At 73.2% G+C, this 26,729-nt stretch carries 24 protein-coding genes; 14 read left to right on the forward strand and 10 right to left on the reverse strand.

Going from position 1 to position 26,729, the window contains the following annotated elements:
• Positions 1–90: 90 nt before the first annotated feature.
• Positions 91–999, reverse strand: coding sequence for a 4-hydroxy-tetrahydrodipicolinate synthase (gene dapA / locus ACIG0D_RS19835; protein ID WP_399802366.1), 909 nt, complete (start codon positions 997–999; stop codon positions 91–93).
• Positions 1,000–1,155: 156 nt separating this feature from the next.
• On the opposite strand from dapA, the gene ACIG0D_RS19840 reads away from it, so the two are divergent.
• From ACIG0D_RS19840 to ACIG0D_RS19855, 4 genes are all read left to right on the forward strand, one after another.
• Positions 1,156–1,305 carry a hypothetical protein gene (locus ACIG0D_RS19840; RefSeq protein ID WP_399802369.1) on the forward strand — a complete coding sequence of 50 codons (150 nt, stop codon included), beginning with the start codon at positions 1,156–1,158 and terminating at the stop codon, positions 1,303–1,305.
• Positions 1,302–2,015 (forward strand): hypothetical protein, encoded by a 714-nt coding sequence (locus ACIG0D_RS19845; protein ID WP_399802371.1) that lies wholly within the window; start codon positions 1,302–1,304, stop codon positions 2,013–2,015. Before ACIG0D_RS19840 ends, ACIG0D_RS19845 begins: the two co-directional genes overlap by 4 nt.
• Positions 2,016–2,190: 175 nt before the next feature.
• Positions 2,191–2,526, forward strand: coding sequence for a DUF3618 domain-containing protein (locus tag ACIG0D_RS19850; RefSeq protein ID WP_365762150.1), 336 nt, complete (start codon positions 2,191–2,193; stop codon positions 2,524–2,526).
• A 90-nt stretch (positions 2,527–2,616) separates the two neighbouring features.
• Positions 2,617–3,357 carry an antibiotic biosynthesis monooxygenase gene (locus ACIG0D_RS19855; protein ID WP_399802375.1) on the forward strand — a complete coding sequence of 247 codons (741 nt, stop codon included), beginning with the start codon at positions 2,617–2,619 and terminating at the stop codon, positions 3,355–3,357.
• 18 nt (positions 3,358–3,375) lie between these two features.
• Here ACIG0D_RS19855 and ACIG0D_RS19860 read toward each other — a convergent pair whose 3' ends face one another.
• Entirely contained in the window at positions 3,376–5,205 is a 1,830-nt protein-coding gene (locus tag ACIG0D_RS19860) for an endonuclease/exonuclease/phosphatase family protein (protein ID WP_399802377.1), read from the reverse strand.
• Positions 5,206–5,545: 340 nt separating this feature from the next.
• Here ACIG0D_RS19860 and ACIG0D_RS19865 point away from each other — a divergent pair, with 340 nt between their 5' ends.
• Together ACIG0D_RS19865 and ACIG0D_RS19870 are read left to right on the forward strand one after the other, a co-directional pair.
• Entirely contained in the window at positions 5,546–7,060 is a 1,515-nt protein-coding gene (locus tag ACIG0D_RS19865) for a hypothetical protein (protein WP_399802379.1), read from the forward strand.
• A 431-nt stretch (positions 7,061–7,491) separates the two neighbouring features.
• On the forward strand, positions 7,492–9,072 hold the full coding sequence (locus ACIG0D_RS19870) for a TROVE domain-containing protein (RefSeq protein ID WP_399802382.1): 1,581 nt from the start codon (positions 7,492–7,494) through the stop codon (positions 9,070–9,072).
• 49 nt (positions 9,073–9,121) lie between these two features.
• Here the strand turns inward: ACIG0D_RS19870 and ACIG0D_RS19875 are convergent, their stop codons facing one another.
• From ACIG0D_RS19875 to ACIG0D_RS19910, 8 genes are all read right to left on the reverse strand, one after another.
• Positions 9,122–10,351, reverse strand: coding sequence for a TerD family protein (locus ACIG0D_RS19875; RefSeq protein WP_399802385.1), 1,230 nt, complete (start codon positions 10,349–10,351; stop codon positions 9,122–9,124).
• A gap of 65 nt (positions 10,352–10,416) precedes the next feature.
• A complete protein-coding gene (locus ACIG0D_RS19880) occupies positions 10,417–10,638 on the reverse strand; it encodes a hypothetical protein (protein WP_399802388.1) in 222 nt (73 codons plus the stop codon).
• 90 nt (positions 10,639–10,728) lie between these two features.
• Complete coding sequence (locus tag ACIG0D_RS19885; protein WP_399802391.1) at positions 10,729–11,718, reverse strand: zinc-dependent alcohol dehydrogenase family protein; 990 nt, start codon at positions 11,716–11,718, stop codon at positions 10,729–10,731.
• The gene (locus tag ACIG0D_RS19890; protein ID WP_399802394.1) at positions 11,715–12,554 is read right to left on the reverse strand and encodes a carbohydrate ABC transporter permease; all 840 of its coding nucleotides are present in this window, start codon (positions 12,552–12,554) and stop codon (positions 11,715–11,717) included. The genes ACIG0D_RS19885 and ACIG0D_RS19890 overlap by 4 nt, the downstream gene beginning before the upstream one ends.
• Positions 12,551–13,489 (reverse strand): carbohydrate ABC transporter permease, encoded by a 939-nt coding sequence (locus tag ACIG0D_RS19895; RefSeq protein WP_399802396.1) that lies wholly within the window; start codon positions 13,487–13,489, stop codon positions 12,551–12,553. Before ACIG0D_RS19895 ends, ACIG0D_RS19890 begins: the two co-directional genes overlap by 4 nt.
• The gene (locus ACIG0D_RS19900; RefSeq protein WP_399802398.1) at positions 13,486–14,859 is read right to left on the reverse strand and encodes an ABC transporter substrate-binding protein; all 1,374 of its coding nucleotides are present in this window, start codon (positions 14,857–14,859) and stop codon (positions 13,486–13,488) included. Before ACIG0D_RS19900 ends, ACIG0D_RS19895 begins: the two co-directional genes overlap by 4 nt.
• 95 nt (positions 14,860–14,954) lie before the next feature.
• Positions 14,955–15,722, reverse strand: coding sequence for a DeoR/GlpR family DNA-binding transcription regulator (locus ACIG0D_RS19905; RefSeq protein ID WP_399802744.1), 768 nt, complete (start codon positions 15,720–15,722; stop codon positions 14,955–14,957).
• Positions 15,723–16,156: 434 nt separating this feature from the next.
• Positions 16,157–16,966, reverse strand: a complete 810-nt coding sequence (locus tag ACIG0D_RS19910; protein ID WP_399802401.1) for an NAD-dependent epimerase/dehydratase family protein — start codon at positions 16,964–16,966, stop codon at positions 16,157–16,159.
• A gap of 288 nt (positions 16,967–17,254) precedes the next feature.
• On the opposite strand from ACIG0D_RS19910, the gene ACIG0D_RS19915 reads away from it, so the two are divergent.
• From ACIG0D_RS19915 to araD, 8 genes are all read left to right on the forward strand, one after another.
• Positions 17,255–18,196 (forward strand): 5-dehydro-4-deoxyglucarate dehydratase, encoded by a 942-nt coding sequence (locus ACIG0D_RS19915; protein WP_399802404.1) that lies wholly within the window; start codon positions 17,255–17,257, stop codon positions 18,194–18,196.
• Positions 18,193–19,359 (forward strand): hypothetical protein, encoded by a 1,167-nt coding sequence (locus tag ACIG0D_RS19920; RefSeq protein ID WP_399802407.1) that lies wholly within the window; start codon positions 18,193–18,195, stop codon positions 19,357–19,359. Before ACIG0D_RS19915 ends, ACIG0D_RS19920 begins: the two co-directional genes overlap by 4 nt.
• A gap of 365 nt (positions 19,360–19,724) precedes the next feature.
• Complete coding sequence (locus ACIG0D_RS19925; RefSeq protein ID WP_399802409.1) at positions 19,725–21,419, forward strand: M4 family metallopeptidase; 1,695 nt, start codon at positions 19,725–19,727, stop codon at positions 21,417–21,419.
• Between the two features lie 185 nt (positions 21,420–21,604).
• Positions 21,605–22,198 carry a TIGR03086 family metal-binding protein gene (locus ACIG0D_RS19930; protein ID WP_399802411.1) on the forward strand — a complete coding sequence of 198 codons (594 nt, stop codon included), beginning with the start codon at positions 21,605–21,607 and terminating at the stop codon, positions 22,196–22,198.
• 291 nt (positions 22,199–22,489) lie between these two features.
• Complete coding sequence (locus tag ACIG0D_RS19935; protein ID WP_399802414.1) at positions 22,490–23,242, forward strand: MBL fold metallo-hydrolase; 753 nt, start codon at positions 22,490–22,492, stop codon at positions 23,240–23,242.
• Between the two features lie 120 nt (positions 23,243–23,362).
• On the forward strand, positions 23,363–24,031 hold the full coding sequence (locus ACIG0D_RS19940) for a GntR family transcriptional regulator (RefSeq protein ID WP_399802417.1): 669 nt from the start codon (positions 23,363–23,365) through the stop codon (positions 24,029–24,031).
• Positions 24,028–24,936 carry a dihydrodipicolinate synthase family protein gene (locus ACIG0D_RS19945; protein ID WP_399802419.1) on the forward strand — a complete coding sequence of 303 codons (909 nt, stop codon included), beginning with the start codon at positions 24,028–24,030 and terminating at the stop codon, positions 24,934–24,936. The genes ACIG0D_RS19940 and ACIG0D_RS19945 overlap by 4 nt, the downstream gene beginning before the upstream one ends.
• Positions 24,933–26,657, forward strand: coding sequence for an L-arabinonate dehydratase (araD, locus tag ACIG0D_RS19950; protein WP_399802422.1), 1,725 nt, complete (start codon positions 24,933–24,935; stop codon positions 26,655–26,657). Before ACIG0D_RS19945 ends, araD begins: the two co-directional genes overlap by 4 nt.
• Positions 26,658–26,729: the final 72 nt, after the last annotated feature.

A 26,729-nucleotide genomic window follows, 5' to 3' on the forward strand; every position in this document is an offset into this window, starting at 1 on the left:
GCGCCCGCCGCGTCCGTCGCCAAGCGCTGACGCCCGCGCCCGCCGCGTCCGTCGCCGAGCGCTGATGCCCGCGACCGCCGCGTCCGTCGGTCAGGTCTCCGTCACGGCCTCCGCGTATGCCGCCAGCAGCCCGTCGACCGCCTCCCGGCCGGCGGGCCGCAGCGGTGGGCGGAGCGGGCCGCCGCCGGGCAGGTCCAGTGCGGACAGCAGGGCCTTCACGGTGACCGCGCCGGGCAGGCCCGCCGACATCACCGCCTCGATGAGGGGAGTCGCCCGCTGCTGGAGGCGGGCCGCGCCGGCCGTGTCGCCCGCGTCGAAGGCGTCCAGTACGGCCCGCAGATGACGGGGGATCACGTTCGCGACCGTGCTGACGTAGCCCGCGCCGCCCACCGCGTACAGGGCGAGGTTGTGCTCGTCGCAGCCCGCGTAGTACGCGAGACCGGTGCGGGCGAGGATCTTCTGGGCGGCGAGGAAGTCGTAGGAGCAGTCCTTGACGGCCACGATCCTCGGGTGGTCGGCGAGACGGAGCACCGTCTCCGGCTCGATGCGGGTGCCGGTGCGGGCGGGGATGTCGTAGAGCGCTACCGGCAGGCCGGAGGCGTCCGCGACCTCGCGGAAGTGGGCCTCCAGGGCGTCCTGCGGGGGCTTGCTGTAGTACGGCGTGACCACCAGGACGCCGTCCGCGCCCGCCTTCTCGGCCTGCCGGGCGAGTTCGGTGGTGTGCAGGGTGTCGGCGGTGCCGACGCCCGCGACGATCGAGGCCCGGCCGTCCACCGCCTCACGGACGGCCCGGATCAGGGACGCCTTCTCCTCGTCGGTCGTGGTCGGCGACTCGCCCGTCGTGCCGTTCAGCACCAGACCGTCGCAGCCCTCCGCCACCAGACGGTCCGCCAGCCGCTGGGCGCCGTCGAGGTCGAGGGTGCCGGAGGCGGTGAAGGGGGTGACCATCGCGCACAGGGCGCGGCCGAAGGGCGGGGGCGTGGGAGCTGCGTACGTCATGCCAGTAGTCTCGGCCGCCGGACTGTGAAGCTCCACTTAAATCTGCTACCAGGTACCCCTAAGCGGTGCTGTGAGATGCGGGCCCTATGTCCAACTCGGCCCTTCATGGGTCACCATGGCGGAGAACGTCCTGCACCCTCACCTCAGGGAGGCGTCATGAAGCTCGGCAAGGCACTGGCCACCGGAGTCGCCGAGGAACAGCCGCGGATCCAGGACGACATCACGGAAGTGCCCGTGGAGGCCGCGGACTTGTCTCCACTCCCGTCCGAAGCGTCCGCCGCCGAAGAGGTGCCCGCCGTCCGATGAGGCTGCGGCTTCCGGAGGAACGCCCGACGGAGCCGCCGACCGGATACAAGATCGCGCACGCGGTGCTGTCCCAGGACGGCACCCGGGCCGGGTTCACCGGTGTGTCGCTGGGCGGCGCGCTGCCGTACGGCGTCCTGGCCGACGCGTCCTGCGTCTACGGGCTACGGCACGCCCCACCGCACCGCCGCTGCGACTGCGGCTTCCACTGCGTGCACGACCGCTCCACGGCCGAGGCGCTGCTGTGCACCGCCGAACACCGGGGCGCGCTGCTCCTGGAGGTCCTGGTCCTCGGGCGGTACATCCGCTTCGAGCACGGCTTCCGCTCCGCGCGTCAGCGGGTGCGTACCGCGACCGCCGGGGCCTGCGGGTGCGGTGCGTCCGCCGTCGCCCTCGCCGACGCCGGCTGGGGGCGGCCGGGGTGGCGGGCGCTCGCCCCCGCTTGCGCGGGCTGTCTGCGCGGCCGTACGTCCGTCTCGCTCGCCTCCTTCGCCCGGCTGGCCGGGGGCGGGCTGCGGGTGATCGCCGGGGGTGGCGGAGCGCCGGACGGCGGTCCGGACGGCGGTCCGGTGACTGGGGTCCCGGGGGAGCCGGGGCTGCCCGAACTCCTTGCCGAGGCCGCCCTGTTGCAGGCCCGCCTCGACTGGTTCCAGACCCGGCTGGCCGAGCTGGGCGAGCGCGGGAGCGGCGGAGGCGGCGCGGGGCGGGGATAGCGGTCGCGGGGCGGGGATAGCGGTCGCGGGGCGGGGATAGCGGTCACGGGGCGGGGACAGCGGTCACGGGGCGGGGACAGCGGTCGCGGCGCGGGGACAGCGGTCGCGGCGCGGGGATAGCGGTCGCGGGGCCGGGTACCCGGGTGCCTCCGAACGTATGAGGAGGCGGAACACCGTGACCGGAAAGGGCACACGCAAGGGAATCGGCGCCACCGTCGGGGAGGCGGCGGCCCGGGCGGACGTGAGCGGACGCGCCCGCGCCCGCGCCGCGGACCTGAGGGACAAGGCCGGTGCGATGACCGTCCAGCTGCGCAGCAGCGCGGCCCAGGCCGGGCAGGCCGTCCAGGGTGGCGCCGCCCGCGCGGGCCACGCCGTGGAGCACCGGGCGCCGCAGCCGGTGCGCCGGGTCGCCGAGGCCGCGCTGCGCAACCCGCGGCCGGTGCTGGTCGCCGGGGCGGCGGGCGCGGCGGTGGTCGCGGCCGGGATGATGCGCAGGCGCGGCGGCCGGTGATCCCGGTTCCGGAACGGGCTTGACCTGAAGTCCGGTTGAGGTCGGAGGCTGGTCGGCGTACGCACCGACCAGCCTTTTCCGGAGGCCGACATGACGCGCCACACGGCTCGCCCGACGACTCACCGCACGACCCGCCGTACCGACGCCCACCCCGACCTCACCCGCCCGGACGCCGGAGCACCCTTCTTCAGCACCTGGCGCGTCGGCACCCCCGAGCGGCAGGAGGCGACCGTCGAGGCGATCGCGGGGACCTGGGAGCGCCGCCCGTGGCCGGCCGACGGGCTGCTCGCCTACCACGTCTACACCGGCCTCGACGGCTCCACCCTGATGCACCACTCGCAGTGGGTGAGCGAGGCGGCCTACGAGGCGTTCTTCAAGACGCAGCGGCAGGAGCGCGTCGACGAGATCGACACCTTCGTGCCCGGTATCGAGCGGCTCGGGCTCGACCGCTATCGGCGGTACCGCAGCCGCGAGCGCGCCGCCGACGACACCCGGGTGCCCGGTCTCGTCGTGATCGTGCGGATCGACTTCGAACCGGACGCCACCGAACGGCGCACCGACTGGATCGACGAGGTGCTGCGGGCCCTGGCCGGCACCCCGGACGACCACCGCGGCCTGATCTCCGCCCACTTCCACCTCAGCACGGACGGCACCCACGTCCTCAACTACGCCGAGTGGGAGAGCGAGCAGGCCTACGACGCCGTCCTCGCCGCGCCCGGCGAGGGCATCGGCGACGGCGGCGAGCAGTGGGAGCGGGTGCGGACGTACCCCGGAGTGAAGGGGTTCACCGGCACCCGCTACCGGCACGCCGTGGGCCTGGTGCCTGCTTGAGCCGGAACCGGCCCGCGATTACGGGCGGAACCGCAGCACCTGCGGGTCGTGGTCGCTGATCTGGTCGTGGAACTCGGCGTTGACGTGCACGCTGTCGTACTCGAAGTCGCAGCCGCGCCGGATCGACGGGCTGATCAGGATCTGGTCCAGGACCTGGCTGTTGCCCTGGTAGACGTACGAGTAACGCTCGCCGCGGGGCAGCGACTTGACCGCCGACCACAGCTCTCCGTCGCCCTCCAGCGCCTTGGTCGTGCCGGAGAACTCGAAGTCGTTGATGTCGCCGAGGGCGACCACGTCCGCGTTCTTCTGCACGGCCAGGATCTCCTTGACGAAGGTGTTCACCGCCGTCGCCTGGAGGTGGCGCTGGGTCTCGGAGCTGCGCGCCGGCGGCTGGTACTGCGAGGTCAGGCCCTGGTCGCCGCCCTTGGAGTTGAAGTGGTTGGCGATGACGAAGACCGTGCGACCGCGGAAGACGAACTCGCCGACCAGCGGCTTGCGGCTGTTCTTCCAGGCCTCGTTCGCCGGGTCGACGCGGCCGGGGGACACGGTCAGCGCCGCCTTGCCGCGTTCCCGGACCACTGCGGTGGCGGTGGTGGCGTCGCCGCCCGCGCGGTCGGTGAAGGAGACCCGCTCGGGGTTGAACAGGAACACCTGGCGGATGTTGCCGCCGGGCTCGCCGCCGTCCGCGCCGTTCACCGGGTCGATCGCGCGCCAGTCGTAGCGCGGGCCGCCCGCCGCGACGATCGCGTCGATCAGCTTGGTCACCGTCCGGTCGGCGGCGACCGTGCCGTCGTTCGTCGCGCCGTTGTTGTCCTGGATCTCCTCCAGGGACACGATGTCGGGGGAGCGCAGGTTGTTCACGATCGCGGCGGCGTGCGCGGCGAAGGTGTCGTCGGACGGGTCCAGGTTCTCGACGTTGTACGTCGCGACCGCCAGCTCGCCGTTCTTCTGCTTGCGGGTGGTCTCCCGCTCCAGACCGGCGCTCTCCAGGGCGCCCAGCTCGTTCGCGACGAGCGTGTAGCCGCCGTACTGGTTGTAGTCGAGCGGGCCGGTGGTGGTGCCGGTGAGGGTGTCGCCGACGTTCGCGTCCGGGAAGTCGGCCGCCTTGCCGAGGGACTGGATCATGAGGCGGCCGGTGTTCTGGGCGGTGTAGGAGCCGTAGACCGTGCCGCCGCGGCGGTTGGCGTTCTCGTCCGGCTTCACCGTCACCCACAGCTCGGTGTACGGGTCGGTGGCGCCGACCACGCGGGCGTCGGCGACCCGGACGTTCATGCCCTCCAGGGACTCGTACAGGTCCAGGGCGTAGCGCGCGGGCTGGAGCGGCAGGCCGTTGACCGAGCCGTTCGCGGCGGGGTCGCCCTCGGGGGTGTACGCGTCCGGCACCGAGTCGGCGTCGATGACCACCGGGGCGGGCACCGGGTTGCCGCTGGAGACGACCTTCACGGTCGGCCGGGTGATCTCGGTGATGGCCTGGTTGCCGGAGGAGGTGCCGCCGGGGACGTACTCGGAGACCGTGCCGGACACCGTCACCGCGTCACCGACGGCCACGCCCTTGGGCGTGGAGCTGGTGAAGACGAAGACGCCCTCGCTGGTGGCCGGGTCGGCGTCCGCCTGCGGGTCCTGGATCCAGAAGCCGCGCGACGAGCCGTAGGTCCGGATGCCGGTGACGATTCCGGCCACGTCCGTGACCTGCTTGCCGGCGTACGGCGACATCCGGGTCGTGCCCTGGATGTCCGAGATGCGCACGCTGTCCGCGTGGGCCGGGGAGGTGAGGACGACGGTGGACGCCGCGGAGCACGCGGCGGCGACGGTGAGCGCGGCGAGACGCGCGGAATTCTTGCTCGGCAACGGGATCCCTCCGGGGACGTACATGAGCGCCGGGACGAGGGTGGAACGGAAGGTCGGAGCCGCGACCGGTGGGGCGGTGCGACGCGCGTAGAGAACGGGGAGCGGTATGTCCGGAAAGGGAGTTGTGTCGCCCCCCGATCGGTGAACAGGTGTCCGCCGACTTCTACGCGCGTCAATCTCCTGCCTGGTCCGGCCAGTTGTCAAGGTTTCGGCCATGTACGGCGGGCGACGAGGAGATGAACCGGGCGGCATGGGTGGAAATCCGTCTAGGCTGAGCGGTTGAACCACCCGTCGTACGCCTGGCCGTACGCCGCCCAGGCGCCCCTAGGAGAATCAGCCGATGTCAGACAGCCCCCCCTTGCCGCCGGTACGGCTGACCTCCGACGCGGAACTGGCGCGTGACGCGCTCTCCACGCCGCTGCTGTCCCGTGCCGCCCGGCTCGCCCGCTGGGCCGGACCCGCGACCCGGGTCGACGCCGGGGGCGGACTGGTCGAGGAGCAGCTGCCCGCCGCGGCCGAGGCGCTGGGTCTCACCGGGGACGACGCCGCCGCCTACGCGAGCGAGGCCTGGCGGGTGGCCGTGGACACCGGGCTCGTCGAGATCGTCGACGAGGAGGAGGGCACCGTCGCGGCCGGCGAGGACCTGGCGCTGCTCACCGGCGGCTCCCCACAGGACGTCCTCGGCGTCTGGCTGGGCGCCCTGGAGACCGTGCTCGCCGACGCGAGCGTGCCCGACCTCGACGATCTCGTCGACGCCCTGGACGAGGGCGGCCAGGTCGACTTCTCCGCGCTCGACTGGGACCCCGAGGCCGAGGCGGAGTTCCTCGACGGCGTGCTCGCCAACCTCTATGTGCTCAGCGTCAGCGAGGACGGCCCCGGCGACGGCCCGGTGCCGCTGCCCGCGCTCGCCGCGTCCGTCATCGTCCCCGACGACATGGGGGAGCCCACCAACGACGTCCTGGAGCAGGTCTCCGACGCGATGATGCGGCTCGACGACCAGTTCCGGCTGCTGGAGCCGATCGGGCTCGTCGAGTACCGGCCGGTGGACGAGGCCCTGATGGCCGACGGGGAGGACGGGGCGGGGGCGTCCGGCGACGGGCGGTCGGAGGTGCCCGGCGGCGGGGAGCCGGGTGCGTCCGGCGAGGGGGAGTCTGCCGGCGGGGCGTCCGGGGTGCCCGTCGATGACGCCGATGTCGCGCGCTACGGCCTGGTCCGGCTCACCCCGCTCGGCCGGTACGGGCTGCGGGCCCGGCTGCTGGAGGCCGGGTTCGACGCGCCCGCCGTCGGCGACCTCGCCGACAAGGGCGCCGACGCCCTCCTCGACGGCACCTCCGGCTTCGGGCCGCGCGCCGCGCAGGCCGAGACCGAGCAGTGGCTCGCCCGGCGCGAACCGCTCGCCGCGGCCCGGGAGCTGCTGGCCGCCGCGCGCGGCGCCGACGCCGGGGCGCCGCTGCGCCGGCTGCGCTGCCAGCAGGCGCTGTCCCTGGTCGGCGCCGAGGCGGAACCCGCGCTGCGGGAGGTGCTCGACGACGCCGAACTGGGCGGGCTCGCCCGGGTGTGGCTCAGCGAGCGCGGCGCCGCGGACGTGCCGCCGCCGTCCGAGGCGATGGTCTTCTGGCTGACCATCGACACGGTCGCAGCGCAGCTCGCCGCCGAGGGGAACTCGGCGGAGCTGCGCGCCCTGGTCGAGGGCCTGGCCGAGCAGCACAGCGGCTTCTTCTCCGCGGTCTGGCGGGTGGACCACCCGGCCACCGCGGACGTGCTGGAGGCGATGGGGCGGATCCACCCCGACAAGAAGGTCGCCAAGGAGGCGCGGAAGGCGGCGTTCAAGGCGCGGTCGCAGCACGGGGGTTGAGCTTCGGCCGACGGCGGGTGCGGGGCCGCGGGGGCTTGTCGCGCAGCTCCCCGCGCCCCTCGAAGGCGGTTTTGCCGCACGCCGTTTATTCGTTCGCCTGGTCGAAGGCGCCCTTCTAGAGTGATCCTCACGCACCTCCCGGTGCGCGGGCAGTGCGGCTACTTCTTTGCAAGAGAATCCGATGCCGCCGGCCGAACCTGATCTCGGGAGGCGCGGCTCCTGGTGGGTGTCCGGTGCGCAGGCAGCGGATACTTCGGGGTCTGATGGTGCCGAGGCACCGTACGGGTTCGAATCCCGTCGTCGGCTCCGGCCGATGTGGCGGAAGCGGAAGACGCGTCAGGTGAACAGCGCCCGCCGCCGACCCTGACCTCGGACACCCTCCTCTTGCCGCGCCTCCCTCCGAAACAGCAGCGAATTCGGGGGAATTCACCATGGCGCGATTCAACGTACGGCGCGCGAAGGCGCAGCCCGTCTCGCCGGTCACCACGACCGGGCGGACCCTGCGCACCCACCAGGGCGGCCAGGGCCACGAGCGGGACGCCCGCTCCGAGCTGTTCCTGCTCGCCGTCGCCAACTTCGTGACGCAGGAGACCTTCTACGAGTCCGGCGCCGCCCGCGACGACCGGTTCGCGACCCTCGTGCGCGAGCTGGCCGTCACCGACTCCGGCTGGACGGCCGGTCTGCTCGGCTGGCTGCGCGGCGAGGGCAACCTGCGGACGGCCTCCCTGGTCGGCGCCGCCGAGTACGTGAAGGCACGGCTCGACGCGGGCGCGACCGACGGACCCTCCAACCGCCAGGTGGTCGACTCCGTGCTGCGGCGGCCCGACGAGCCCGGCGAACTGCTCGCGTACTGGACGGCGACGTACGGCCGCGCCCTCCCCAAGCCGGTCAAGCGGGGCGTCGCCGACGCCGTACGCCGCCTCTACACCGGCAAGGCGCTGCTGAAGTACGACACCGCGTCCAAGGGCTACCGCTTCGGCGACGTCCTCAACCTGGTGCACGCGGCGCCCGACCCGGACAAGCCGTGGCAGGGCGAGCTGTTCCGGTACGCCCTCGACCGCCGGCACCGCCCGGAGACGGCGGTGCCGCCCGCGTCGAACCGGACGCTGACCGCGCACCGCGAGCTGATGGCGGTGCCGGTCGAGGAGCGGCGGGCCGTCGTGACGGCGCCCGGCGGCGCCGAACGGCTGGCGGCGGCCGGGATGACCTGGGAGGCGCTGGCCGGCTGGCTCCAGGGGCCGATGGACAAGGCGGCCTGGGAGGCCGTCATCCCGTCCATGGGCACCATGGCACTGGTGCGCAACCTGCGGAACTTCGACGAGGCGGGCGTCTCCGACGAGGTCGCGGCGCGGGTCGCCGCGCGGATCAGCGACCCGGAGGAGGTGCGCCGCTCGCGGCAGTTCCCCTTCCGCTACCTGGCCGCCTACCAGCACGCGCCGTCGCTGCGCTGGGCCTACCCGCTGGAGCAGGCGCTCGGCCACTCGCTGGCCAACGTGCCCGCGCTGCCCGGGCGCACCCTGGTGCTCGTCGACCGCTCCGGCTCCATGTGGGCGCCCCTGTCCAACCGCTCGGAGCTGAACCGCGCCGACGCGGCGGCGATCTTCGGTACGGCGCTCGCGCTGCGGGCGGCGAACGCGGACCTCGTCGAGTTCGGCACCGGCAGCCGCGAGGTGCCGTTCCGGCAGGGCGAGTCGGTGCTGCGGATCCTGGAGCGCTTCGGCAGCCTGGGAGGCACGGACACCACCGAGGCGGTACGGCGCCACTACCGCGGGCACGACCGGGTGCTGATCGTCACCGACGAGCAGTACACCCACAGCCGGCACGGCGGTCCCACCGAGCAGATCCCGGCGGACGTCCCGGTCTACACCTGGAACCTCGCCGGTTACCGCGCGGGCCACGGCCCGTCCGGGAACGGCAACCGGCACACCTTCGGGGGGCTGTCGGACGCGGCGTTCCGGATGGTGCCGCTGCTGGAGGCCGGGCGCGACGCCCACTGGCCCTGGGCGGCGTGAGCCGGCCGGGCGCCCCTTCCGCGGGGGCGCCCCCGGCTCGGGTGCGTCGCTACAGCGCCTGCGCCGCCGGCTTGACCATGTGGCGGACCGTGCGGGCCTTCACGAAGTCGCCCATGGCGGTCATCTCCCACTCGCCGGAGAACTGGCGGATCAGCTTGGCCATCATCACGCCGGTCTGCGGCTCGGCGTTGGTGAGGTCGAAGCGGACGAGTTCCTCGTTGGTGGCGGCGTCGATCAGACGGCAGTAGGCCTTGGCGACCTCGGTGAACTTCTGGCCGGAGAAGGAGTTCACGGTGAAGACCAGGCCCGTGACCTCCTGCGGGAGGCGGCCCAGGTCGACGGTGATGACCTCGTCGTCGCCGCCGCCCTCCCCGGTGAGGTTGTCGCCGGAGTGGCGGATGGCGCCGCCGACGATGGTCAGCTTGCCGAAGTAGCAGCTGTCGATGTGGTTGCGCTGGGGGCCGTAGGCGATGACCGAGGCGTCCAGGTCGATGTCCCTCCCGCGGTACGCCGGCTCCCAGCCGAGGCCCATCTTGACCTGGGACAGCAGCGGACGGCCGCCCTTCACCAGGGAGACGGTCTGGTTCTTCTGGAGGCTGACGCGGCCCTTGTCCAGGTTGATCTTCCCGGTGCCCGGGGCGGGCGGTGCCGGAGGGGCGGCCGGGGCCGGGGGAGTGGCCAGGCGCGGGTCCGCCGCGGGGGCGGCCGGGGCGGGCGGGGCCGCAGGGGGCTGCGCGGGGGCGGGCGGCGGGGTGACCGGCTGGGCGGGGGCGGCGGCCGGGGCGGGCTCCTCGACCGTGACGCCGAAGTCGGTGGCGATGCCGGCCAGGCCGTTGGCGTAGCCCTGGCCGACGGCGCGGGCCTTCCACTGGCCGTTGCGGAGGTAGATCTCCACGATCACCAGGGCGGTCTCGGTGCCGAGCTGCGGGGGTGTGAAGGTGGCCAGGACGGTGTTGTCGTCCGCGTTGCGGATGGTCGCCGTCGGTTCGATGCCCTGGAAGGTCTGGCCGGCCGCGTCGGGGCTCGCGGTGACGACGATCTTCTCGATGCCGGGCGGGACGGCGGTGGTGTCGACCGTGATCGCGTCGGGGGTGGTGCCGCCGCCGGAGCGGTACGTCACGCCCGGGCCCGTGGGCTGGTTGTAGAAGATGAAGTCGTCGTCGGAGCGCACCTTGCCGTCGGCGGTGAGCAGCAGGCCCGAAACGTCCAGCCGCACGGGGGCGGTGACGTCCACCGTCACGCGCGGGGCGGGGAGCGGGATGTTCGAGCCGGGGGTCATAGCTGTCATGCCACGTTGAACGAGCGAGGTCGTTTTGCCGTTCCCTTACCGACCCGCCGATCGGGTCAGCGGCGGTTGCGGGGGTGGTCGCGGGCCTGGCGCTCGTTGCCCCGGCGGTAGTTTCCGGTCCAGCGGGCCATCACGAGCTGGGGGTCGCCGGTCGTCACCTCGGTGAGGAAGGCTTCGGCGCGGGGGCCGCGGAGGGTGGTGGCGGGGCGGCCGTGGTGGGTGATGCGGACTGTGCCGTCGTGGTGTGTGTCGTAGGTGAAGCCTTGAGGTCCGGGCATGCGGGGATGCTAGGGGCGGTGGGGGCGGGGGCCCAGGGGTTTTCGCCCCCGCCGCCCCTACCCGTCCCTTTGTCCCGCGGACGAACCTCCCTACGGCACCACCACGATCTTGCGGCCCACCCCCGCCGCGAACTGGGCTAGGGCCTCGGGGTAGCGGTCCAGGGGGAGGCGGTCGCTGATGAAGATGTCGGGGTCGAGGACGCCGTTCGCGAAGAGTTCGGCTGCTCGTTCGAAGCTGTGGAGGACGGCCATCGAGCCGGTGATGGTGATCTCCTGGTTGTAGATGCGGTACGGGTCGATGGTGACGCGGGTCGCGTAGTCGGCCACGCCGAACTGGAGGAAGGTGCCCGCCTTGGCGACGCGGTCGAGGCCGTCCTGGATCGCCGCCGCGTTGCCCGTGGCGTCGATGACCACGTCCCAGCCCTGGGGGCGGTCCAGTTCGTCGGGGGTCGCCGCGGAGGCGGAGACGCCCAGGTGGCGGGCCGTTTCCAGGCGGGAGGGGTTGAGGTCGACGACGTCGACGCTCGCCGCGCCGGTGCGCTTGGCGAGTTCGAGCATCATCAGGCCCATGGTTCCGGAGCCGTAGATCAGGACGTGGGCGCCGAGGCGCGAGCGCAGGACGTCGTAGCCGCGGACCGCGCAGGACAGGGGCTCGATCAGGGCGGCGTCCTCGGTGCGGATGTGCTCGGGGAGCCGTACGCAGTTCGCCACCGGGGCCACCGCGTAGCGTGCCGCGCCGCCGGCCGTGGTCACGCCGATGGCCGCCCAGCGTTCGCAGAGGTTGTTGTGGCCGCTGCGGCAGTAGCGGCACTCGTGGCAGTAGAGGGAGGGGTCGACCGCGACCCTGTCGCCCGTCGACAGTTCCGTGACCTGGGTGCCGACGGCGACCACCGTGCCCGCGAACTCGTGTCCGGGCACGATCGGCAGTTTCGGGGCGAACTCGCCCTGGAGGATGTGGAGGTCGGTGCCGCACAGGCCGCACGCGGCGACCTCCACGACGACCTCGCGGGGGCCGGGCGTCGGGTCCGGGACCTCGGACACCACTGCCTTGCCCACGGACTCGATGACGGCGGCCTTCATTTCACGGCTCCCAACGACAGGCCCTGGACGAGTTTGTCCTGGGCGGCGAACCCCGCGGCGAGCACCGGCAGGGAGATGACGAGCGACGCGGCGCACACCTTCGCCAGGAACAGGCCCTGGCTGGTGATGAAGCCGGTCAGGAAGACGGGGGCCGTCTCGGCCACCACGCCGGTCAGCACGCGGGCGAACAGCAGCTCGTTCCAGCTGAAGATGAAGCAGATCAGGGCCGTCGCCGCCATGCCGGGCAGGGCGATGGGGGCGATCACCCGCGTGAGGATCGTGGGCAGGCGGGCGCCGTCCACGCGGGCCGCCTCGATGACCGCGACCGGGATCTCGGCGAGGAACGACTGCATCATCCACACCGCGATCGGCAGGTTCATGGAGGTGTGCAGGACGACCAGCAGCCAGATGTTGTCCAGCAGGTCCGTGTTCTTCGCGAACAGGTAGATCGGCAGCAGGCCCGCGACGACCGGAAGCATCTTCGTCGACAGGAAGAAGAACAGGACGTCCGTCCACTTGCGGACACGGTTGATCGACAGGGCGTAGGCGGCGGGCAGGGCCAGCGCCAGGACCAGGAGCGTCGACGTCAGCGACGCCACCGTCGAGTTGATCAGCGCGGGCCAGGGGCTCGCGCCGCCCGTCAGGCCGAAGAACTCGCGGTAGCCGTCGAGCGTGAGCGGCGCGGTGAAGGACGGCGGGTTGGTCGCGGCGTCGGCCTCCGAGTGCAGGGACGTCAGCGCCATCCAGGCGATGGGCAGGAAGAACGCGATCCCGGCGAGCCAGGCCAGCAGGCCCGGTCCGGTGCGGCGCAGGGCGTTCACGCGCGGGGTGCTCATGCGCGGGACACCTCCTCGCGGAAGAGGGACGACACGACCCGCAGCGCGAAGGTCGCGATGACGATCGATCCGAGCACCACCAGGACGCCCGCGGCCGAGGCGAGGCCGTTCTCGTGGGCCTGGTAGAAGCTCTGGTAGACGGTGTACGGGAGGTTGGCCGTGCCCAGGCCGCCGGACGTGATCGTGAAGACCGCGTCGAAGTTCTGGACGATGTAGATCGAGCCGAGCAGGGCGCCCAGCTCCAGGTAGCGGCGCAGGTGGGGGAGCGTCAGGTGGACGAAGATCTGCCGGCCGCTCGCGCCGTCCACCCGCGCGGCCTCCAGCTGCTGCGGGTCGCGGCTCTGCAGCCCGGCCAGCACGATCAGCATCATGAACGGCGTCCACTGCCAGATCAGCGCGGCCTCCACGGCGAGCAGCGGGGTGCTCGAGATCCAGTCCGGCTGGGGGCCGCCGACGTAGCTCAGCAGGCCGTTCAGCAGGCCGTACTCGGGGTTGTAGAGGACGTGCTTCCACAGCAGCGCCGCCGCGACCGGGACCACCAGGAACGGGGCGATCAGCAGGGTGCGGACCACGCCCCGGCCCGGGAAGCGGCGGTCGAGGAGGAGGGCCAGGACCAGGCCCAGCACCAGGCTGACCAGCACGACGGTCGCCGTCAGCAGGATCGTCGTGCCGACCGAGTGGCGCAGGTCGGCGTCGGTGAGCACCTGGCGGTAGTTGTCGAGGCCCGTGAAGCGGCGGGCGTCGGGGTAGAGCGCGTTCCAGTCGAAGAAGGAGATCACCAGCGTGGCCACGAAGGGCAGCTGGGTCACCACGATCATGAAGACCAGGGCGGGCAGCAGGGGCGCCCGGGTGGCCCAGGCGCGCAGCCGGGCGTGCGGTGCGCCCGGGGCGCGTACGGGGGTCGTGGCCACGGGGGCCGTCGTCGTCGCGGTCATCGGCCCTCGTACTCCTCGGAGACGCGCTCGGCGAGCTGCTGGGACTTCCTCAGGGCCGTCTCGACGGACTGGCGTCCGGCGATGGCCGCGCTGATCTCCTGGGAGACCTGGGTGCCGAGGTCGGTGAACTCGGGGATGCCGACGAACTGGATGCCGGGCGCGGGGCGCGGCTGGACGCCGGGGTCGTCGGGGCGGGCGTTCTCGATGGCCGCGCGGGTCATCTCCTGGAAGGCGGCGGCCTCCGCGCGGTAGGCGGGGTTCGCGTACGTCGACGCACGCTTGCCCGCCGGGACGTTGGACCAGCCGATCTCCTCGCCGACCAGCCGTTCGTACTCCTTGCCGGAGGCCCAGGAGACGAACTTCCACGCCTTGTCGGGGTTGCGGGAGGCGTCCTGGATGCCCCAGGCCCAGGTGTAGAGCCAACCGGAGGAGTCGGTCCTCTCCACGGGCGCGGGGGCGTAGCCGACCTTGCCCTTGACCGGGGAGCCCGCCGCCTCCAGGGCGCCGGCCGCGGAGGTGGCGTCGTACCACATGGCGACCTTGCCCTGGGTCATGTTGTTCAGGCACTCGGCGAAGCCGGACTGGGCGGCGCCGGACTGGCCGTGTTCGCGGACCAGGCCGACGTAGAACTTCGTCGCCTTCTCCCACTCGGGGCTGTCGAGGCGGGCCTTCCAGTCCCGGTCGAACCAGGTGCCGCCGAAGGTGTTCACCACGGTCGTCAGCGGGGCCATGACCTCGCCCCAGCCGGGCAGTCCGCGCAGGCAGATGCCCTTCATGCCGGGCTCGGCGCCGTCCGCCTTCGCGGCCAGCTCGGCGACCTGCCGCCAGGTGGGGCGCTCGGGCATGGTGAGGCCCGCGCGGGCGAACACGTCCTTGCGGTACATCAGGAAGGACGACTCGCCGTAGAAGGGCTGGCCGTAGAGCTTGCCGTCGTCGCCGGTCAGGGACTGGCGCATCGGCTTCAGGATGTCCTGTTCGTCGTACGAAGGATCCTTCGCGACGTATGGGTCCAGCTCCTTGAGCCAGCCGTTGCGGGCGTAGATCGGTATCTCGTAGTTGGAGAGGGTGGCGACGTCGTACTGGCCGGCCTGGTTGGCGAAGTCCTGGCTGATCTTGTCGCGGACGTCGTTCTCGGGGAGGACGGTGAAGTTGACCTCGATGCCCGTCTCCTCGGTGAAGTGGGCGGCGGTGAGCTTCTGCAACTCCACCATCTGCGGGTTGTTGACCATGAGGACGCTGATGGCGTCGCCGCCTGACCCGGCCCCGCCCGCTCCGACCCAGCAGCCGGAGAGCAGCGGGGCGAGCAGCGTCCCTGCGGCGGCCGTGGCGAGCAGGGCTCGCGGGGGCCGTCGTCGGCTCGGGGTTCGCATGGATCGCTCCTGGAGTGGACGTATGGGGAGATAAAGGGCGCCGGAGGGGAGAGGGAGGCCCTGGGAGGTGCCCTACAGGGGAGTGGGTTGGAAAGTCAGACGCGGATGACCTGGGGGCCCAGCAGCGCGTAGCGGTGCGCCTCGGACGCCGGCAGCAGGGTGCTCGTCACGATCGCCTCGAGCGCGCCGATCTCCGCGAACCGGCAGAAGCTCACCGCGCCGAACTTGGTGTGCACCCCGGCGAAGACGGTGCGCCGCGCGGCCCGCACCGCCTGTGCCTTGACCTCGCCCACGGCCGGATCGGGGGTGGTCAGGCCGTGTTCGCGGGAGATGCCGTTGGCGCCGAGGTAGGCGAGGTCGAGGACGAACCCGGCCAGCATTTTCGTCGTCCAGTGGTCGACGGTGGCGAGGGTGCCGGCCCGGACCCGGCCGCCGAGCAGCAGCACCGAGACGTTCTCCGCCCCGGCGAGCGCGCCCGCGACCGGCAGGGACGCGGTGACCACGGTCAGCGGCCGGTCCCGGGGCAGGGCCTCGGCGATGAGCTGCGGGGTGAAGCCCTCGTCGACGAAGACCGTCTCGGCGTCCCCGAGCAGCCCGGCCGCGGCGGCGGCGATCCGGCGTTTCTCGGGGACGCGGCTGGTGGCGCGGTAGGACAGCGTCGTCTCGAACCCGGCGCTCTCCACGGGGTAGGCCCCGCCGTGCGTACGGCGCACCAGGCCGTGGTCCTCCAGGACGCGCAGGTCCCGTCGTACGGTCTCCTTGGCCACGCTCAGCTCGGCGGCGAGGGCGGTGACGTCCACCGAACCGGTGGCGCGGGCCATCCGTACGATCTCGCGCCGCCGTTCCTCCGCGGTCCGGTCCACTGTGGTCACCCGCCTTCTCGCCGTGCTGCCCGTTCGGGCCCTCGGGGGGGGCCGTGGGGAAGTTCTACAGCGACTGCGGGGCGCTGACCAGGTCTGTTACGGAGGAGATGCTGCCCGGGTGTGCCCGTTCGGTGCGGCCGGTGCCCGTCGCGGACCTGCGGGATCGCGGCTGCGGATGTGGGATCGGGCGCCCGGGGTGCCCGAACGCGGCGGGGGGGGGGGGGGGGGGGGGGGGGGGGCCGCCGCCCCCCCCGCCGGGGGGGGGGGGGCCGGCCGCGGCGCGGGCGGGGTGGGGGGCGCGGGCGCGCCCCCCGGCGCCGGCGGGCTGGGGGGGGGGGGGGGGGGGGGGGTGGGGGGGGGGGGGGGGGGGGGGGCGGGCGGGGGGGGGGGGGGGGGCGGGGGCGGCCCCCCCCCGCCGCCGTGAGTGGCCGGATTCAGTAGGGCCAGACCGGCGGATCGGTGACGAAGTGCCCGCCCAGGCAGGCGTGCGCCGGGTTGTCCGGGTCCAGCTCGCCCTGTTCGGTGATGAGCTTCTCGGCGTACGGCTCGGAGTCGTCCTGCGGGTCGTAGCCGAGGGCCCGCGCGGTGGACAGGTCCCACCACAGGCGGGTGTTGGCGGAGGAGCCGTAGACGACGGTGTGGCCGACGTTCTCGGCGGTCAGGGCGGCGTGGAAGAGACGGGCGCCGTCGGCCGGGCTCATCCACACGGAGAGCATGCGCACGCTGGTCGGCTCCGGGAAGCAGGAGCCGATCCGCACGGAGACGGTCTCCAGGCCGTGCTTGTCCCAGTAGAACTGCGCCAGGTCCTCACCGAAGGACTTGGACAGGCCGTAGAAGGTGTCCGGGCGGCGCGGGGTGTCGACCGGGATGAGCGGGTCGTCGCCCTGAGGGCGCGGGGTGTAGCCGACCGCGTGGTTGGAGGAGGCGAACACGATCCGCCGGACGCCCTCCGCGCGGGCGGCCTCGTACAGGTGGTAGGTCCCCTCGATGTTCGCCTTGACGATCTTCTCGAAGGGGGCTTCCAGGGAGATGCCCGCGAGGTGGACGATCGCGTCGACGCCGCGCACGGCCTCCCGGACCGCGTCCTTGTCGGCGAGGTCCGCGACGATCGCGTCCGGCGCGTCCTCGATGGGGCGCAGGTCGAGCAGGCGCAGCTCGTAGCCGTAGTCGGGGAGAAGGCCGCGCATCAGGGTGCCGAGTCCGCCGGCGGCGCCGGTGAGCAGAACGGTGCGGGGAGCGGGCATCCTCGGGTCTCCTTGGATCGGCGGCCGTGCAGAGGAACGAGCCGGGTGCGCGATGCGCACGGGCGTAGAGGTGTGCATATGGACACACGGCATTCATATGCGTGGACACGCTAAAAGTCGGCGCCGCGCCCGTCAAGTATCCGTCGGGGCTGCGGAATCCGGTGAATCCGCTGGTATGGCGGGGGTTGGGGTGCTTGACCCGCCTCCTGGGGGCGCCTTAGCGTGGACGCGTTCAGAAATGTGGACGTGGATTATGAATATGGACCCCTCGGACCTTCGGGAGCGCCCGTGACGTCAGCCCCTCTCGCCGCCCGCCTCACCGTCCCCAGCGGGCCGCTGTTCTTCCCCGTCACGGCCTTCGGCCCGGACGGCTCCGTCGACCTCGACGTCTACCGCGCGCATGTGCGCCGCGGCGTGGAGGCCGGCGCCGCCGCGGTCTTCGCCTGCTGCGGCACCGGGGAGTTCCACGCCCTCACCCCCGAGGAGTTCCGGCTCTGCGTGCGCGCGGCGGTCGAGGAGACCGCCGGGCGGGTCCCGGTCGTCGCCGGGGCGGGCTACGGCACCGCGCTCGCCGTGCGGTACGCGCGGCTCGCCGAGGAGGCGGGCGCCGACGGACTGCTCGCCATGCCGCCGTACCTCGTGGTCGCCGGGCAGGAGGGGCTGCTGCGCCACTACCGGGAACTCGCGGCGGCGGCCACGCTGCCCGTCATCGTCTACCAGCGCGACAACGTCGTCCTCACCCCCGACACCGTCGTCGAACTGGCCCGCACCGACGGCATCGTCGGCCTCAAGGACGGCCTCGGCGACCTCGACCTCCTCCAGCGGACCGTCAGCGCCGTGCGCACCGAAGTCCCCGGCGACTTCCTCTACTTCAACGGCCTGCCGACCGCCGAGCAGACCCAGCTCGCCTACCGCGGCATCGGCGTCACCCTCTACTCCTCCGCCGTCTTCTGCTTCGTGCCCGAGGTGGCCCTCGCCTTCCACCAGGCCCTGCGCACCGGCGACGACACCACCGCGCACCGCCTCCTCGACGGCTTCTACCGGCCCTTCGTGGAACTGCGCGCCCAGGGCCGCGGCTACGCCGTCGCCCTCGTCAAGGCCGGGGTACGGCTGCGCGGGCTGGACGTGGGAGAGGTGCGGCCCCCGCTGCACGAGCCGAGCGAGGATCATGTCAAGCAGCTCGCTCAGCTGATCGAGCGTGGGTACGCGCTGCTGGAGGAGACCAAGTGAAGGCATCGGCGTTCGTCTACCCCTGGGACGTCAACGGGGACCCCGACGCCCCGGCGCGCCTCGCGGACCTCGGCATACGGCAGGTGACGCTGGCCTCCGCCTACCACTCCACCCGAGCGCTGACCCCCCGCCACCCCGCCCGCCGGATCGTCACCGCCGAACACGCCGCCGTGCTCTACCCCCTCGGCGCCCGCTGGGAGGGCCGCACCCTGCGGCCGTATCCGGCAGGCGCCTGGGCGCCCGAGGCGGACGCGTACGGCGAGGCCGCCGCCGCGCTCGCCGACGCCGGTCTGGAGACGCACACCTGGGTCGTCCTCGCCCACAACTCCCGCCTCGGCGCCGAACACCCGGACACCTCGGTCGTCAACGCCTACGGCGACCGCTACCCGTGGGCGCCGTGCGTCGCGCAGCCCGCCACGCGCGCGTACCTCGTCGACCTGGCCGCCGAGGCCGCCGTACGGCCCGGGGCGCGCGGCACCGAACTGGAGTCCCTCGGCTGGTACGGCCTCGCCCATCTGCACGCCCACGACAAGACCGGCGGGGTCGGCCTCGGCGACGCCGGACAGTACCTGATGTCGCTGTGCTTCTGCCCCGACTGCCGCGCGGGCTACGCCGCCCACGGCCTCGACGCCGACGAGCTGGCCGCCACCGTACGCGCCGCGCTGGAGCCGCTGTGGCGGGGGGCGCCCTCCGACGGCGGCTGGGCGGCGGTCGAGAAGCTGCTCGGGGACGCCACCGCGACCGCCACGCGCGCGTGGCGCGACGAGACCGCCCGCACCCTCCAGGAGGCGGCCGTCGCCGCGGTCCGCGCGGAGGCCCCCGACGGCTTCCAGGTCCTCCTGCACGCCGACCCGGTCTCCTACCACTGCGGCGCCAACGCGGGCGTCGACCCCGCGCACATCCTGTCCGTCGCGGACGGCGTGGTGGTCCCCTGCACGGGCGGCGCGGACCTGCTCGTCCCCTTCGTGGAGCACGGCCGCGCGGACGCCGTCCTCGCCGCCAACCTCACCGTCGTCTCCGGCATGGGCGGCAGCCCCGCCACCCTCGCGACGGACGCGGCCCGCGCCCGCGACCTCGGCGCGACGGAACTCCGGCTGTACCACGCGGGACTGGCGTCGGACGGCGACTTGGAGGCGGTGCGGTCGGCGCTTGCGAGGGTGTGAGATGGGGGCGGTGCCCGCGGCACCCTGGCGGGTGCCGCCCCCGGCGGTGCGGGGTGGCGTGCCCGCCTGGCGCTGGGGCGCCGTGCCTGGTGCAGGCGTGCCGTGCCCGCCCGGTGCGGGAGTGCCGTGCCCGCCTGGGTGCGGTCGGGGCGCCGTCGGTGGACGCCGGTGCCGCCCGGTGCGGTCGTCGCCGGTGCCGCCCGGTTCGGGGCGTGCCGCGCCACCGGCGGATGCCCTGGAAGGGCCCGGTTGCAGCGCCCGCTACCCGGCGTGACGATCGAAGAGGGGCGTACGCGCGCGAGGACGGGGCCGGCCATGGAGGGGAAGCGACGAGAGACACGGGGGCGCGACGAGAGGGTATGGCCATGTCACGGCTGGAACGCTTCCACTACCACACGGCGGAGGACCCGCAGGCGCACGGCGCGCACCTGGGGCCGGCGGAGGTCCGGGAACTCCAGGGCGCCGAAGGGGCCGGCGGCTTCGACCCGTTCAACTCCCCGGAGTCCGCGGCCCGTTTCTACCTGGAGGAGAAGCTCGTCCACGAGGACGCGCCCGCACTGCGCGCGGCCGTCCGGGAGGACCGTCCCGAGAAGGTCCCGGACCTCGCGCTGCGCGGAACGCGCCACCAGGCCGGCACGGGCACGACCCTGGTCCGCTTCGAGCAGACCCGCAAGGAGATCCCCGTCTTCGGCGCCGAGGCCCTGGTCGAGGTCGACGAGGACAACCAGCTCGTGTCGATGGACTGCCGGCTCGGCGAGGTGACCGACGTCGGCTCCGTACCCGAACTGACCGGCACCGAGGCGCTGGACCGGGTGAAGGAGGCGACCGGTGCCACGGTCACCGCAGAGGAACTGCCGCCGCCGGCGCTGACGTACGTCAGCCGGGACGACGGCTGGCACCTCGCCTGGCATCTGCGCGGCGTCCCGGCCCAACTGCCGCAGACGCGCCGCCGGAACCTGCCCGGCCACGGCCTGGACCCGTCCCCGCGCGAGGACTTCCCGCTGACCGGCTATCTCGTCGACGCGTACTCCGGAGACATCCTCCGGTCGTACGGGATGACCCCGACGATCGCCGTGCCCACCCGGCTGGAGGGCGCCGACGAGGTCGACGTGCACCACCGGTTCCAGGGCAGCCGGCAGGACGGCTCCTTCCTCCTGCACGACAGATGGCGCGACATCGCCACCTACGACCTCGGCTTCTCCGACTTCACGCGGACCCGGCTGCCCGCCTCGGCGATCGGCTCGGCGGACGCGGACTTCGGCACCGGTCACCGGGCCGGGGTCTCGGCCCACGTCAACGCGGAGCGGGTGGAGAGCTTCTACCGCGACCAGCTCTACCGGGACGGCATCGACGACGCCGACATGGCCCTCGTCTCCACGGTGAACTGCATCTACCGGAGCCACGGGCCGGGGCCGCAGTGGCGCAACGCCGTCTGGTGGAACGGGCGGATGTGGTACGGCCAGGTCTCCGACGGCACCCGGCTGGTCAGCCTGGCCCGCCACCTCGACGTCATCGCGCACGAGCTGACCCACGGAGTGATCGAGAACTCCGGCAACCTCGTCTACCAGGACCAGTCCGGAGCCCTCAACGAGTCGCTGGCCGACACCATGGGCGTCATCATCGCCAACTGGTACCAGGCGCCCCACCGCTCCGACGTGCGCACCTGGAACTGGGAGATCGGAGCCGGTCTCGGCGGCCGGGGCCGGCCGCTGCGGGACATGAGCGACCCCACCCGGACCGGTGACCCCGCCCATATGCGGGACTACCTCCACACCGAGGAGGACAACGGCGGCGTGCACACCAACAGCAACATCCACAACAAGGCGATGCACCACCTGCTCACCTCGGTGGACGAGGCGGGCAACCCCGTCCTGCGGGTCGAGGAGTGGGCGCTGCTGATCTACCTCGCTCTGGTGCGGCTGATGCAGACGTCCGACTTCGCGGACATGCGGCAGGCGCTGCGCGATGTCACCCAGACCTATCTGGCCGGGAGCGAAGCCGCGCGGACGGCCACGCTGGCCGCCGTCGACGACGCGTACCGGAGGGTCGGCATCGGCTGAGCGCCGCCGCCTCCCGTGCTCTGCCGGTGCCGGTGCCGGTGCCGGTGCCGGTGCGGTGCGGTTGCCGGTGCGGTGCGGTGCGGTGCGGTTGCCGTTGCCGTCGCCGTCGCGGGAACGGCGCCGGGCGATGAGTTCCGCCGTCGCCGCCGGTCCACCTTCCAGGACCACTCCCGGAGGAGCAGCGCATGACCGAACCGACCGGCACGACCCTCGACCTCGGCCCCCAGACGGCGCTCGTGGCCCGCCTCGTCGGCGGCGTCCGCGACGGACAGCTGGCGGACGCCACACCGTGCCCGAAGTACACGGTGGGCGACCTGCTCGCCCACCTGAGCGGGCTCGCCGTCGCCTTTCGCGACGCGGGCCGCAAGGACCTGGGCGTCACGACCGACACCAACCCGGACGCCGGGCTGCCCACCCTGGAGGCCGACTGGCGCACGCGGCTCCCCGCGGTGCTCGGCGAACTCGCCGAGGCGTGGCGGGACCCGGCCGCCTGGACCGGTACGACCCGCGCCGGGGGAGTGGACCTGCCCGGCGCGGTCGCCGGCCTCGTCGCCGTCGATGAGCTGGTGATCCACGGCTGGGACCTGGCCCGCGCCACCGGCCAGGACTACGACCCCGACCCCGCCGCACTCCGGACCTGCCACGCCTTCCTCACCGAGGCCGTGGACGACCCCGGCCGGGGCGACATCTTCGGCCCTGTCGTCGACGTCCCCGAGGACGCCCCGCTGCTGGACCGCGCGGTGGGGCTCAGCGGGCGGGATCCGGGCTGGAGGCCCTGAAGGGTCGGGTCCCGGGCTGGGGGGGGGAGGGCCTGGGCTGGGGCGCTGTAGGTCGGGTCCCGGGCCGGGGGCCCCGGACGGCTGCCGGGCGGACGCCGCGAGCGGTCACCCGGCAGCCGGCGCGCCCTCCCGGGCCCCGACCACACCACCGCGCGACCTCATCCCTAGCGCGCCGCCTCGCGTGCCACGATCCCCAGCCCGGGCAATCCCCAGCGCCCCGAGACCCCCGGAGGGCGCCGCGCGTCCACTGATCCCCGAGCGCCCCGGAGGCCGGATGCGTAGCCTCCCCGCATGTCTCTCACGCTCACCGTCCTCGGTACCGCCTCCCCGCACCCCGCCCCCGGCCGCCCCTGTTCGGGCCATCTGCTGAGCGCTCCGGGCGCCGAGGTGTGGGTGGACGCCGGGACCGGGACCTTCGCGGAGTTGCAGCGGCACACAGATCCGGCACGGCTGAGCGCGATCTGGATCTCCCATCTGCACGCGGACCACACCGCCGATCTGCTCGCCGCCTTCTACGCCTTCGCGTACGGGGGCCTGACCCCGCCCGCCCCCGTCCCGGTGTACGCCCCGCAGGGCTGCGCCGAGCGGCTGGCGGGGTTCCTCGGCCGCCCGGACCCCGGCTTCCTCGGCGGCGTCCTCGACTTCCGTCCCCTGTCCGACGGCCACACCGCCCGTCACGGCGACCTGCTCCTCACCTCGCGCGCGGTCACGCACGACGTCGAGGCCTACGGGCTGCGCGCCGAGTCCGGCGGGCGCGTCCTCGCCTACTCCGGTGACAGCGGTCCCTGCCCGGCCCTCGCCGAACTCGCCCGCGGCGCCGACCTCTTCCTCTGCGAGGCCGACATCGACGCGCATCGCGAAGGCGAACAGGTGCACCTGACTCCCGAGGACGCCGGTGCCGCCGCCCGCGCGGCCGGCGCCGGGGGGCTGCTCGTCACCCATGTCGGCCCCACGCTCACCCCGGAGTCCGCGACCGCCCGCGCCGCCGCCGCGTTCGGCGGTCCCACCCGGACCGCGCGGGAGGGCGCCGTCCACCGCCTCTGAAGGCAACCTCGACTTCCTTTGTCAGAAGCATTGACGAAACACGGGGGCGCCCCTAGCTTCAACGCGTCGTACTTCGTACGTCATATATGAGACGCGATACGCGATATCCGAGAGGCGCGCATGACCTCTGTGCCCACGCCGATCCCCTCCCGCACGCAATATGTGCTGGAGGGGATCAAACACCGCATCCTCACCGGACAGCTGACGCCGGGTCAGGCGCTGGTCGAGACCGAGCTGGCCGCGCAGTTCGGGGTCTCCAAGACCCCGGTGCGCGAGGCGCTGAAGACCCTGGCCGGGACCGGGCTGGTGGTGATGAGCCAGTACAAGGGCGTCACGGTGCGCATGGTCGACGCGGACATGGCGCGCGAGGTCTACGACGTGCGGCTGCTCCTGGAACCCGAGGCACTGCGCCGCACCGTGCGCCGCGGCGCCTCCCTGGAGGCCGCCCGGGACGCGCTGACCCGGGCGGACGACGCCACGGACACCGCCGAACGGTCCCTCGCCAACCGGGAGTTCCACCGCGCCCTGTACGTGCCGTGCGGCAACCCGCTGCTCGGCCGGATGCTGGACGAGGTCCGTGACCAGGCGGCCCTCGTCTCCGCCGTGGCCTGGGCCGCCGACCCCTCCTGGGAGCGGGAGGCCAGCGAGCACCGCGAGATCCTGCGGCTCGCCGTCGCCGGTGACGCCGACGGCGCGGCGCGCGCCCTCCACGCGCACATCGCGTCCTTCGTCGAACGGGCCTTCCCCGACACGCAGGTCGAGGCCCAGGGAGAGGACGGTCAGGCATGACAACGACGTTCGAGACCCAGCGGGCGGCCCTGGCCGACGTGGTCGCGATCCCGGTGACACCGTTCGCCGAGGACGGCTCCGTCGACCAGGACACCCACCGGGCCCTGCTGCGTCGTCTGCTCGACGGGGGTGTCACCACCCTCACCCCCAACGGCAACACCGGGGAGTTCTACGCCCTGACGCCGCCCGAGCGGCAGCTCGTCACCGAGATCACCATCGAGGAGGCCGGCGACCGCGCGGTGATCCTCGTCGGCGTCGGCCACGACGTGCCGACCGCCGTCGCCTCCGCCCGGCACGCCCGCGAACACGGCGCCCGGATGGTGATGGTGCACCAGCCCGTCCACCCGTACGTCTCGCAGAGCGGCTGGGTCGACTACCACCGGGCGATCGCCGAGGCCGTGCCCGAGCTGGGCGTCGTCCCGTACATCCGCAACGCGCAGCTGCACGGCGACCGCCTCGCCGAACTGGCCGACGCCTGCCCGAACGTGATCGGCGTGAAGTACGCCGTCCCGGACGCCGCCCGCTTCGCCGCGTTCGCCCGCGACGCCGGCCTGGACCGGTTCGTGTGGGTGGCCGGGCTCGCCGAGCCGTACGCCCCCTCCTACTTCTCCGCGGGCGCCACCGGCTTCACCTCCGGGCTGGTGAACGTCGCCCCGGCCGTCTCGCTGAACATGATCGAGGCGCTGCGCGCGGGCGACTACCCGGCCGCGATGAAGGTATGGGAGCAGATCCGCCGCTTCGAGGAGCTGCGCGCCGCCAACGGCTCCGCCAACAACGTCACCGTCGTCAAGGAGGCCCTCGCCTCGCTCGGCCTGTGCCGCCGCGAGGTGCGCCCGCCGAGCAAGCCGCTGCCGGAGCACGAGCGCGCCGAGGTCGCCGCCATCGCCGCCGGGTGGTCCATATGACGCGCCGCCCGGAAGACCTCCGAAGCCACCAGTGGTACGGCACGGACGGACTGCGCTCCTTCAGCCACCGCGCCCGCACCCGCCAGCTCGGCTACCTGCCCGAGGAGCACCTGGGCAAGCCGGTCATCGCGATCCTCAACACCTGGTCCGACATCAACCCCTGCCACGTCCACCTGCGCGACCGCGCCCAGGCGGTCAAGCGCGGGGTGTGGCAGGCGGGCGGCTTCCCGCTGGAGTTCCCGGTCTCCACCCTCAGCGAGACCTTCCAGAAGCCGACCCCGATGCTCTACCGCAACCTGCTCGCCATGGAGACCGAGGAGCTGCTGCGCTCCTACCCGGTCGACGGCGCGGTGCTGATGGGCGGCTGCGACAAGTCCACGCCCGCCCTCCTCATGGGCGCCGCGAGCGCCGACCTGCCGGCGGTCTTCGTCCCGGCCGGTCCCATGCTGCCCGGTCACTGGCGCAACGAGGTCCTCGGCTCCGGCACCGACATGTGGAAGTACTGGGACGACAAGCGCGCCGGCCTCATCGGCGACTGCGAGATGCAGGAACTGGAGAGCGGCCTGGCCCGCTCGCCCGGCCACTGCATGACCATGGGTACGGCGTCCACGCTGACCGCCGCCGCCGAGGCCCTGGGCGTCACCGTGCCCGGCGCCTCCAGCATCCCGGCCGTCGACTCCGGGCACGACCGGATGGCCGCCAGGGCGGGCATGACCATCGTCGACCTGGTCCACAAGGACCGCAGGATCGGCCAGATCCTCACCCGTGACGCCTTCGAGGACGCCGTCACCACTGTGCTCGGCCTCGGCGGCTCCACCAACGCCGTCATCCACCTCATCGCCATGGCCGGCCGCGCGGGCGTCAGGCTCACCCTCGACGACTTCGACCGCATCGCCCGCACCGTCCCGGTCCTCGCCAACGTCCGGCCCGGCGGCCGGACGTACCTCATGGAGGACTTCCACTTCGCGGGCGGCCTGCCCGGCTTCCTCTCCCGCATCCCGGACCTGCTCCACCTGGACCGGCCCACGGTGTCGCACGACACGATGCGCGAGCAGATCGCGGGCGCCCAGGTGTACGACGACGACGTCATCCGGCCCCGCGACAACCCGGTGGCCACGGAGGGCGGGGTCGCCGTGCTGCGCGGCAACCTCTGCCCGGACGGCGCGGTCATCAAGCACATCGCCGCCGAACCCCACCTGCTCAAGCACACCGGGCCCGCGGTCGTCTTCGACGACTACAGGACCATGCAGCGCACCATCAACGACCCGGCGCTGAACATCACCGCCGACAGTGTGCTGGTGCTGCGCAACGCCGGCCCCAAGGGCGGCCCCGGCATGCCCGAGTACGGCATGCTGCCCATCCCCGACCACCTGCTCAAGCAAGGGGTGCGGGACATGGTGCGGATCTCCGACGCCCGGATGAGCGGCACCAGTTACGGCGCCTGCGTCCTGCACGTGGCGCCGGAGTCGTACATCGGCGGACCGCTCGCCCTCGTGCGCACCGGCGACCTGATCACCCTGGACGTCGAGGCGCGCACCCTGCACCTGAACGTGGACGACGAGGAACTCCGGCGGCGCCGCGCCGAGTGGACCCCGCCGCCCACCCGCTACGAGCGCGGCTACGGCGCGCTCTACAACGAGCAGATCACCCAGGCCGACACCGGCTGCGACTTCGAGTTCCTGGCGCGCCCGGGCAAGGTCGCGGATCCCTACGCGGGCTGAGCCCTCCCCGCACCCGTGCACGACCGCTCCACCTCCGCGCACATCGAGAAAGCGCTTCCCTCGCACACCCGA

The organism is Streptomyces sp. NPDC052773 (genome assembly GCF_044547145.1).
In the GTDB taxonomy this organism is placed as follows: Bacteria; Actinomycetota; Actinomycetes; order Streptomycetales; family Streptomycetaceae; genus Streptomyces.